Annotated in this window: 10 protein-coding genes; 6 read left to right on the top strand and 4 right to left on the bottom strand. The window is 70.0% G+C overall.

Translation table 11 applies throughout. The features are described from left to right. Window positions 1-280: 280 nt before the first annotated feature. Entirely contained in the window at window positions 281-1156 is an 876-nt protein-coding gene (locus ON37_RS15460) for a DUF3710 domain-containing protein (protein WP_245553212.1), read from the top strand. 39 nt (window positions 1157-1195) lie between these two features. Here ON37_RS15460 and ON37_RS15455 read toward each other — a convergent pair whose 3' ends face one another. Continuing rightward, a complete protein-coding gene (locus ON37_RS15455; protein ID WP_040720251.1) occupies window positions 1196-1927 on the bottom strand; it encodes an alpha/beta fold hydrolase in 732 nt (243 codons plus the stop codon). A gap of 287 nt (window positions 1928-2214) precedes the next feature. On the opposite strand from ON37_RS15455, the gene ON37_RS15450 reads away from it, so the two are divergent. The 3 genes from ON37_RS15450 to ON37_RS15440 all read left to right on the top strand — a co-directional run bounded on the left by ON37_RS15450 (window position 2215) and on the right by ON37_RS15440 (window position 4203). Then, window positions 2215-2637: an OB-fold nucleic acid binding domain-containing protein gene (locus ON37_RS15450; RefSeq protein ID WP_083893015.1), complete on the top strand. Its 423-nt coding sequence runs from the start codon at window positions 2215-2217 to the stop codon at window positions 2635-2637. 159 nt (window positions 2638-2796) lie between these two features. Further along, window positions 2797-3399, top strand: a complete 603-nt coding sequence (locus ON37_RS15445) for a DUF3159 domain-containing protein (RefSeq protein WP_040720262.1) — start codon at window positions 2797-2799, stop codon at window positions 3397-3399. Window positions 3400-3543: 144 nt separating this feature from the next. Continuing rightward, a complete protein-coding gene (locus ON37_RS15440) occupies window positions 3544-4203 on the top strand; it encodes a sigma-70 family RNA polymerase sigma factor (protein ID WP_083893013.1) in 660 nt (219 codons plus the stop codon). A 10-nt stretch (window positions 4204-4213) separates the two neighbouring features. Here the strand turns inward: ON37_RS15440 and ON37_RS15435 are convergent, their stop codons facing one another. Together ON37_RS15435 and ON37_RS15430 are read right to left on the bottom strand one after the other, a co-directional pair. Further along, window positions 4214-4921, bottom strand: a complete 708-nt coding sequence (locus ON37_RS15435; RefSeq protein WP_051031631.1) for a potassium channel family protein — start codon at window positions 4919-4921, stop codon at window positions 4214-4216. Then, window positions 4918-5589 (bottom strand): potassium channel family protein, encoded by a 672-nt coding sequence (locus tag ON37_RS15430; RefSeq protein WP_040720249.1) that lies wholly within the window; start codon window positions 5587-5589, stop codon window positions 4918-4920. Before ON37_RS15430 ends, ON37_RS15435 begins: the two co-directional genes overlap by 4 nt. A gap of 168 nt (window positions 5590-5757) precedes the next feature. On the opposite strand from ON37_RS15430, the gene ON37_RS15425 reads away from it, so the two are divergent. Then, the gene (locus tag ON37_RS15425) at window positions 5758-7746 is read left to right on the top strand and encodes an APC family permease (protein ID WP_040720259.1); all 1989 of its coding nucleotides are present in this window, start codon (window positions 5758-5760) and stop codon (window positions 7744-7746) included. After that, a complete protein-coding gene (locus tag ON37_RS15420; RefSeq protein ID WP_051031630.1) occupies window positions 7743-9098 on the top strand; it encodes a class I SAM-dependent RNA methyltransferase in 1356 nt (451 codons plus the stop codon). Before ON37_RS15425 ends, ON37_RS15420 begins: the two co-directional genes overlap by 4 nt. A gap of 67 nt (window positions 9099-9165) precedes the next feature. On the opposite strand, the gene ON37_RS15415 is transcribed toward ON37_RS15420, so the two are convergent. After that, the gene (locus ON37_RS15415) at window positions 9166-9813 is read right to left on the bottom strand and encodes an SIMPL domain-containing protein (protein WP_245553211.1); all 648 of its coding nucleotides are present in this window, start codon (window positions 9811-9813) and stop codon (window positions 9166-9168) included. Between the last annotated feature and the right edge of the window lie 42 nt (window positions 9814-9855).

The following is a 9855-nucleotide window of genomic DNA, read 5'->3' as shown; positions in this document are numbered from 1 at the left end:
GATGGGCGGTCCCGCCACCGGCCGGCATCGGCCGGTCGACGCCGAGCCGGAGGGTGTCTACGGGACCGCCGGTGACGACTACCCGGACACCGCCCTGCCGGCCACCCCCGGCGTGGCCGCGCCCGACCCGTACCGCGGAAATCCGGCCTATCACAACGGCCGTGGCGCACGTCCCGGAGCCGGTCCCGGCACCGGTGGTTTCGCGGCGGCCGAGGCATATCCGGAGCCGGCGCCCTACGACGAGCCCGGTCCGCACCCCGGCGATCACGAGTACGGTTACGTGGCCGAACAGGCCTACGGCGGCGAGGCGTACGCCGACGACGGGTACGCCGACGATCCGGTCTACGACCCCGAGGAGGCCGAGTCCGCCGGGTTCGCGCCCGCCGAATTCGACGACGACGAGGGATACGCGGTCGACGACGAATACGACGATGTGGACGAGGAGGCCGAACCGCAGACCGGGCCGTTCGACTACGACGAGGTCGCCGACATCCTCGACCGGATCTCCGAGCAGCGCCTGGACCTGGGCTCGATCATCCTGCCCGTCCCCGACGGCGGTCAGTTGCAGGTGGAGATGACCCCCGACGGCACGCCGCAGGCGGTCCACCTGGCCACCCCGCACGGCAGGCTGACGGTGGCTGCCTACGCGGCCCCGAAATCGCCGGGCCAATGGCGCACCGTCGCCGCCGACCTGGCCGAATCACTGCGCGCCGACGGTGCGCAGGTGTCGGTGCAGACCGGTCCGTGGGGGCGGGAATTGCATGCCGTGACCGAGGGGGCCGATCTGCGCTTCATCGGAGTCGACGGTTATCGCTGGATGGTCCGGCTGGTGGCGGCCGGGCCCTCGGGTGCGGCCGACGAAGGTACCCCGCTGGTCGAGGCGGCGCGGGCGATCCTGGCGGACACGGTGGTACGTCGCGGCGAGGAGCCGATGCCGGTGCGTGAACCGCTGCCGGTGGTGCTGCCGCAGGAGTTGGCCGATCAGTTGATCGCCGCGCATCAACAGCAGATCGAGGCGCAGCAGCAGGCTCTCGCCGCCCAGGCGGCCGCCGCCGAAGCCGCGGCGACGGGCACGTTCCCGGTGGTGACCGCCGATCAACAGGTTCCGCGCCGTGGCGCGGAGGGGTCGGCGATGCAGCAACTCGGCCTCAACTGATTCGCACCGGGCGTCCCGCGGACGGGACGCCCGGCTCGGTCAACCCCGGGGAATCGGCGCGGCGATCAGCGCACCGAGCCCGCGCCGGCCGAGAATGCCCGGATCGGCTCCCAATTCGTCGAGGGTGATGCGGTGCAGCCGGGCGTGTGGAAGGAGTTCGTTCCAGCGCTCGGCCACCGCGACGGGGTGGACCGGATCGTCCACCGCGGCCACGATGGCGGTCGGAACATCCAGTGCCACAAGCGTTTCCGGTTCCGGCCAGGCGTAACCTGCCGCTTCCTCCAGGGCGGCGGGCAGGTCCGGCCAATGGGTGCGCCAGGACTGGGCGAGCGCGCGCGCCAGCCAGGGTGGGCTGCCTGCCCGCATGCGTTCGATCACCGGTTCGAGCCCCTCGGCGCGCAGCTGCGCCGCGGTGGTGGCCGCGCTGAGCGCCGCCGGACAACCGACGGCATCGGCTCCCGTCCAGGCGGGCAGGGCGGCGATCACCGCGTGGGCCGAGGCCGGGTGCTCGGCGGCCCATTCCACCGCGATCGCGGCGCCCAGGGAGATCCCCGCCGCGAGCACCGGACCGGCCAGGGCCGCCTCGTCGAGCGCGGCCCGGCAGCTCGCCACCACGGCGCGCGGGTCCGGTTCCACCGCGATGAACGGGAGACCCATTGCGGCACAGGCCGGTTCGAAGGCGCGGCGAGCGAAGTCGGCATCGGAGCCGGTGCCCGGCAGGCCGACGACCACTGCCGGGCGGGTGGCGGCGGGAGAGGGTAGCTCTGACACGGGCCGGAGCCTACGCGGCGAGGGTCGGGGCTCGGCGAACGACCGTCCCGGCTCCCCGCCGGCGGTGTGGAAAACGTGTTGTCGACCACTCGAATCGGAGGATTCGCGGCCGGTCGGGAAGGGAACTCAGCAGACGGTGTGGTCAACGCCGCCGTTGTGGTGCCGGGCTCCCGTAGCGGGGCCGACACGGTGCATCTACAGTGGCGGGTGTACGGCCAACCAGCCGGTCGTGTGGGAAACCGACGACGTGTGACCCACGCCGTCTGTAGTGCAGGAAGTGTTGCAAGATGCCTTTCACAGGCGGTAACAAGGCGGGGTCGGGCACCGCGAGCAAGGTGGGCCCCGACAGTGGTTATTTCCGGCGTCTGGGGCGTCGTCTGACGGCCGATCTGGACGTCCTCGATGCGGAGGAGCTCGCCGAGACCTCCGAGGCCTCAGGCGCCTGCAGGGCGGCCGAATGCCGGCGTGGCGAGGAGGTCACCATGCTGGGCCGGTTGCGCAGTGTGGAAGCCTGTCCCAAATCGGCCAGCGCGTGTGTCGAGGCCGAATTCTTCGACGGCACCGACGCGGTGACGCTGGTGTGGATCGGCCGGCGGCGGATTCCGGGGATCGAAACCGGACGCCGTATCCTGGTCCGCGGCCGCATCGGTGAACGCGATAACGCCAAGGTGATGTACAACCCCTACTACGAACTCCGCGAGAATTCCTGACGTATGCCGATACCCCACAACGACGAGGGCGCCGACCCGGCCGCCGTGGCCGGACTCCGCGTGAACCAGGTCGGGGGGCCCGGTCGGCATCGTTTGCGGGAACCGGCGGGCGGCTCGCGCGCCGGGGAGGACCACCCGCCCGAGGAGCGGGACGAGGAGATTCAGCAGACGCTGCTCGAGCAGCTCGGCGGTATCAGCGGTCTGATCTACTCGACGCTCCCGGTGGTGGTATTCGTCCCCGCGAATACGCTGTGGGGTCTGACGGCCGCCATCTGGGCGGCCCTGGCCACCGCGGCGGGTGTGCTGATCTGGCGGCTGCTGCGCCGGTCACCGATTCAGCCCGCCATCTCCGGATTCATCGGCGTCGCGGTGTGCGCCTTTATCGCGCACCGGACCGGTGCGGCCAAGGGGTACTTCCTGTTCGGGATCTGGGCCAGCCTGGTGTATGCCGGTGTGTTCCTGGCGTCGCTGGTGGTCCGGTGGCCGTTGGCCGGGGTCATCTGGGGGGTGCTGAACGGGCACGGGCACGGCTGGCGGGAGGACCGCCGGGTGATGCGGCTCTACGACCTCGCCACGGCCGTCTGGGTGATCGTGTTCGGTGCCCGGTATCTGGTGCAGAACCATTTCTACGACACCGACAGCACCGGGTGGCTCGCCGCCGCGCGCATCGCCATGGGCTGGCCGCTGACCGCGGTGGCACTGCTCGTCACCGTATGGGCGGTGCGTCGGGCCGGACATATGCCGGTCAAGGCCGCGGACTGAACCGACTCGAGGTCCGGTTATGCCCCTGGTCTCCGGGGCACCACAACGACGGGGTGGGTAGAACCCACCCCTGGGGTATCTATTTTCCGAACCGGATGGGGCGCACGATCGTGAGGTAAGCAGCGATCGGCGAGAGGATCCCCAGTGGTTACCGAGGAGAACGCGGCGGCGACTACCGGCCCGGCGAAGGGTACGGGTGTCCGGTCGCCGAGGTCGGCGCCCGCGGGATCGGACAGCCGCCGCGCCGCCGCTGACCTCGACCGATTGATCGGACCGGCGGCGGCCGGCGATCAGCGCGCGGTCACCGAGATCATCCGGATCGTGCATCCGCTGGTACGCCGCTACTGCGCCGCGCGGGTGGGGTCGAGCAACAATCCGCACGTCACCGCGGACGATATCGCGCAGGAAATCTGCATCGCCACCGTGACGGCGATCCCGCGCTACCGCGATCAGGGCAAATCGTTCCTTGCCTTCGTGTACGGCATCTCCGCGAACAAGGTGGCCGACGCGTTCCGCAGGGCCCAGCAGCAACCGTCCTACCCGGTGGCCGAATTCCCCGAAACCCCTTCCATCGCACCGGGTCCCGAGGAACTGGCGTTGAACTCGGAGCGCCGGCAGGCCACCCGGGAGCTGATGAAGATCCTGGCCCCAGCCCATCGCGAGGTGTTGGTGATGCGCATCGTGCTCGGCTGGACCGCCGCGCAGACCGCCGAGGCGATCGGCACCAGCCCCGGCGTGGTGCGGGTGATGCAGCATCGCGCCCTGAACAAGCTGCGCGCTCAGCTGGCGCCCGAAGGCGTCTGAGCCGCCCGGCTCAGATCGGCGACGTGGGCGCCGAGTCGGTGGTGGATGCCGCCCCGGCGGGTTCCGCGGTGAGGCTGCGGCGCAGTTCCTCCTCGGCCTCCACCGACGCGACGAACAGCAGCTCGTCCTCGCCCTCGAGCGGGTCGTCGGGCTGCGGCACGATCACCCGCCCGCCGCGCAGGATGGTCACCAGCGCGACATCGCGAGGCAGCGACAACGTGCGGACCGCGCGCCCGGCCAGCGCGGTGTCGGTGGGCAGGGTGATCTCGACGAGGTTGGCCTGCCCCTGCCGCAGCGTCATCAGCCGCACCAGATCACCCACCGACACCGCTTCTTCGGCCAGGGAGGCCAGCAACCGCGGCGTAGACACGGCGACGTCCACTCCCCACGAGCCGTCGAAGAGCCATTCGTTGCGCGGATCGTTGACCCGGGCGACCACCCGCCGGACCCCGAACTCGGTCTTGGCGAGCAGGCTGAAGACCAGGTTCGCCTTGTCGTCGCCGGTGGCGGCGATGACCACCTCGTAATCCTGCAGGCCCGCCTCCTCCAGGAGTTCGAGTTCGCAGGCGTCCCCGTGCAGCCAGGTGGCCGTGGGCGCGACGGCCGGGTCGATGTGGTCGAGGCGGCGTTCCAGCAGGGTGACCCGATGCCCGCCGCGCAGCAATTCCTGGGCAATGGAGCGGCCGACGGCGCCGGCCCCCGCGATCGCTACGTTCACGACTTGTCCTCGCTCGATGGGGCGGTGGCGGCGACGGCGACGACCTCGCCGACTTTCTCGGAGACCGCGGCGATGTAGACCGTGTCGTCGGCCTGCAGCACCGTCTTGCTGGTCGGCAGCAGGGCCTGGCCGAAGCGGATCAGGAAGGCCACCCGCACCGGGATCGCGTCCTCCAGATCCCGCACGGTACGCCCGTACCAATCCTCGTGCAGGACGAGTTCGGTGACCGAGGCGGTTCCGGTGGGATCGCGCCAGGTGGCGGCGGTTTCGTCACCGGTGATCGTGCGCAGGAACCGATCGGTGGTCCACGGCACGGTGGCGATCGTCGGAATTCCGAGCCGTTCGTACACCGCGGCCCGCTTGGCGTCGTAGATGCGGGCCACGACTCGTTCCACGCCGAAGGTCTCCCGCGCCACCCGCGCGGAGATGATGTTGGAGTTGTCACCGTTCGATACGGCGGCGAACGCGCCCGCGCGTTCGATTCCGGCCCGTGTCAACACGTCTCGATCGAAACCGACCCCGGTCACCCGCTCGCCGGGGAAATCCTTGCCCAAGCGCAGGAACGCGCCGGGATCCCGGTCGATCACGGCAACATCGTGACCGATCCGGACCAGGGCGCGCGCCAATGCGGAGCCGACTCGGCCACACCCCATGATCACTACGTACACCGTGTCAACCCCAATTCCGCCGAAAACCGTGGTGTGCGGTCTGGTTCCCTCTCGGGGGAACCGTACCCGTTGCCGGTTCCCTGCAGCACGTTCCCCCATACCGCGTGACCGAAACGCGAGTGAACCACCGGCTATGTCACATGAGGCGGTGCGCTTATGCTGTGCCGAGTGTCCAAGTTGACGACGGCCGTCAAGCGTATGGTGGTCGGCCGCCCTTTCCGTAGCGATTCCCTGGGACATACCCTGCTGCCCAAGCGGATCGCACTGCCCGTCTTCGCCTCCGACGCGCTGTCCTCGGTGGCGTACGCGCCCGAGGAGATCTTCCTCGTGCTGTCCACGGCGGGGCTGTCCGCCTACGTGTACACCCCGTGGATCGGGCTGGCGGTCGCGGCCGTGATGGCGGTGGTGGTCGCCAGTTATCGGCAGAACGTGCACGCCTATCCGTCCGGCGGCGGCGATTACGAGGTCGCCACGGTCAACCTGGGCCCGATGGCGGGGCTGACGGTCGGCAGTGCCCTGCTGGTCGACTATGTGCTCACGGTGGCGGTCTCGATCTCCTCGGCGGCATCGAACATCGGCTCCGCGGTGCCGTTCGTGGCCACCCACAAGGTGTTGTTCGCGGTGGCGGCGATCGTGCTGCTGACCGCGATGAATCTGCGCGGGGTGCGGGAGTCCGGAACCGCGTTCTCGATCCCCACCTACGGCTTCATGATCGGCGTCTTCCTGATGCTGGCCTGGGGCGCGGTGCGGATCTTCGTCTTCGGCGACGAGCTGCACGCCGAATCGTCGGGTTTCAGCCTGAACGGCGACGAATCGCATCTGCAGGGCATCGCCTTCGCCTTCCTGATCGCGCGGGCGTTCTCCTCAGGATGTGCGGCGTTGACCGGTGTGGAGGCGATCAGCAACGGAGTGCCGGCCTTCCGCAAACCCAAATCCCGCAATGCCGCCACCACGCTGCTGATGCTGGGCGCCATCGCGATCACGCTGCTCCTGGGGATCATCCTGATGGCGCGCAAGCTGGGCGTGGTCTTCGCGGCGGACAAAGCCGATCTGGTGGGCGCGCCGGCCGACTACGAGCAGAAGACGCTCATCGCGCAGCTGGCCGACTCCATCTTCTCCGGCTTCCCCGCCGGCTTCTTCTACATCACGATCGTGACTGCGCTGATTCTGGTGCTGGCCGCCAACACGGCCTTCAACGGATTCCCGGTGTTGGGTTCCATTCTGGCGCAGGACCGATTCCTGCCCCGGCAGTTGCACACCCGCGGCGACCGGCTCGCCTTCAGCAACGGCATTCTGTTCCTCTCCGGTGCCGCGATCGCCTTCGTCGTCCTGTTCGGAGCCGAGGTGACTCGGCTGATCCAGCTCTACATCGTCGGTGTGTTCGTCTCGTTCGTCCTGAGCCAGACCGGCATGCTGCGGCACTGGACCCGGCTGCTGCGGACCGAGACCGACCCGGCGGTGCGTCGGCGGATGCTGCGCTCGCGCGTGATCAACGCCATCGGCCTCACCATGACCGGTGCCGTGCTGATCATCGTGCTGATCACGAAATTCCTTGCCGGCGCCTGGATCGCGATCGTCACCATGGCCGCCATCTTCGGTCTCATGCGCCTGATCCGCCGCCACTACGACACCGTGGGCCGGGAACTCGAGGAGCAGGAATTCACTCCGGTGCTGCCGAGCCGCACCCATTCGATCGTGCTGGTGTCGAAGCTGCATCTGCCGACCCGGCGGGCACTGGCCTACGCACGTGCCACCCGGCCGGACACGCTGGAGGCCGTGACGGTCAACGTCGACGAACCCGACACCCGGGCGCTGGTGCGGGAATGGGCCGACAGCGATATCCCGGTACCGCTCAAGGTGATCGAATCGCCGTACCGCGAAATCACCAAACCGGTCGTCGACTACGTCAAACGGGTGCGCAAGGACTCACCGCGCGATGTGGTGACCGTCTTCATTCCCGAATACGTGGTCGGGCACTGGTGGGAGCAGTTGCTGCACAACCAGAGCGCGTTGCGGTTGAAGGGCCGGCTGCTGTTCGAGCCGGGGGTGATGGTGACCAGCGTGCCGTGGCAGCTGAGCTCCTCGGCGAAGGCCCGTCGCCACGAGGTCGTCAATGTTCCGGGCGCGGTGCGCCGCGGTTTCGAGGATCGTTCGTGACCGCACGCTCGTCCGCGCATGCCGGGCCGGACTGGTCCGGCCACACGGTGCGCGTGCGGCTGGGCGCGCCCGGGCACGGCGGGTTCTGTGTCGCGCGCCACGAGGGCCGGGTGCTGTTCGTCCGGCACGGGCTGCCGGGTGAACTGGTGCTCGCCCGGGTGACCGAGGACCGCGGATCGTTCTGCCGTGCCGAGGCGATCGACATCCTGGAGCCCGCACCCGATCGGGTGCGGCCGAACTGTCCGGTCTCCGGTCCCGGCGGTGCGGGGTGCTGTGATTTCGCCTTCGCCACACCCGAGGCCCAGCGAAGCCTGAAGGCGGCGGTGGTCACCGAACAACTGCGGCGGCTCGCGCACTGGGACACCGAGGTCACCGTCGAACCGCTACCGCTCGGGTCCGCCGCGGGACCGGGCGGACAACGGCATCCGGGTTCCGGCGCTCCCGATCCGGACGCCGGTGCCGACGCGCCGGAGACCGGGTGGCGGACCCGGCTGCGCTTGGTCGTCGATGCTCAGGGGCGGGCCGGCGTCCACCGGTATCGCAGCAGCGAGGTGATCCCGGATCTGCGCTGTCCGCAACCGGTTCCGGGTGCCGTGGCCGGAATCGCCGAACAGACCTGGACGCCGGGCGCGGAACTGGTGATCGCGGTCGACGCGGACGGGTTGCGTCATATCGTCGAGCTAGCATCGCCGGCCGTGCCACCCCGTCGCGGCGGTGATCGTCGCGCCACCGCGGCGCGGCGTGCCGCGGCGCATGCGCGGCGTGCCGAGCGGGTGGTGTCCGGGAGCGGACGGGCCGTGCAATATGTGGCCGGGCGCCGCTGGGAGGTGTCGGCGACCGGATTCTGGCAGCCGCATCGCGATGCGGCACAACGGTATTCGGACCTGGTCGCCGAATGGGCCGACCTGGATCCCGGCGCCTCGGCCTGGGATCTGTATTGCGGTGCGGGCGTTTTCGCCGCCCGCCTCGCCGAACAGGCCGGACCGAGCGGGCCGGTGCTCGGAGTCGAGTCCGCGCGTTCGGCGGTTGCCGACGGAACGGCGGCGCTGCGCGACCTGCCCGGGGTCCAGTTGTTCGCCGACCGCGTCGAGCGCTGGATCGCGGCTCGCGATCGCCGCCCGCGGGTCGTCGTCCTCGACCCGCCGCGCGCAGGCGCCGGCAAGCAGGTGGTCACGCCGCTCACCGCGGCGAATCCGGATCGCATCGTCCACATCGGTTGCGACCCGGCCGCTTTCGCCCGTGACGTCGGCCTCTATCACGCGGCCGGATATCGGGTGCGCACGCTGCGTGCCTTCGACGCCTTCCCGGCCACCCATCACGTGGAATGTCTGGCCCTCCTGGAACGCGGGTGAGGTCGCGCGCTCCGTCCTCGGCCGAAATATGATCCCGAGCCGCCGCATCGGCGAAAGTCGCTGTGGCTCAATCCAGGTGCCAGGTGGCGCGGATCTCGGCGCTCACTTCGTGCTCGCCGTATTCGACCGGAACGGGGGCGCCGGCCGTGGCCGATCGGGCCGCCACGAAGCGGACCTCGCCGCGAGGTTCCGGTGCGGTGGCGGTGTTCTCGGTGATCTCGAGGACCGGGCCGAGGCTGAGCCCGGCCCGTTCGGCGTAGCGGCGGGCGCGTTCGAGCGCGTCGTCCCAGGCAGCCTCGCGGGCGCGGATCAACAGCTCGCCGCGGTCGGCAACGGTCAGGTTCAATCCGCCGAGCCGCACATCGTCGCCGCCGGCCTCGACGGCGCGGGCGATGATCGCCGCCGGATCCACACCCGCCGACTCGGGTGTGCCCGGGATCCGGAGCGCGACGGTGAGTGACGTGGTCGCGACGTAGCCGGTGATTCGGGTGCCCTCGTTCTCGGTCCACGTGGTCTCGGTGCGCACGGACAGGCCGGTGGTGGCGATATCGCTACCGGCGACACCGTCGGCGCGCAGGGCCGCGGTCACGGCGGTGGTGCGTTCGCCCGCGCGGCCGTAGGCGAGGGCCACGGTCTCGGCGCGCGTCTCGATCGAGATCGACACCTGAATCCGGTCCGGTGTCGCGGTGGCGGTGCCGTGCCCGAAGGTGGTCACGGTCCCTGATCGTGGCTGCTCGGTCGTCATATCGTCCTTCCG

Origin of the sequence: Nocardia veterana NBRC 100344 (assembly GCF_000308855.1) — a bacterium.
Lineage (GTDB): Bacteria > Actinomycetota > Actinomycetes > Mycobacteriales > Mycobacteriaceae > Nocardia > Nocardia veterana.
This window is presented reverse-complemented; position numbering and strand designations above follow the sequence as displayed.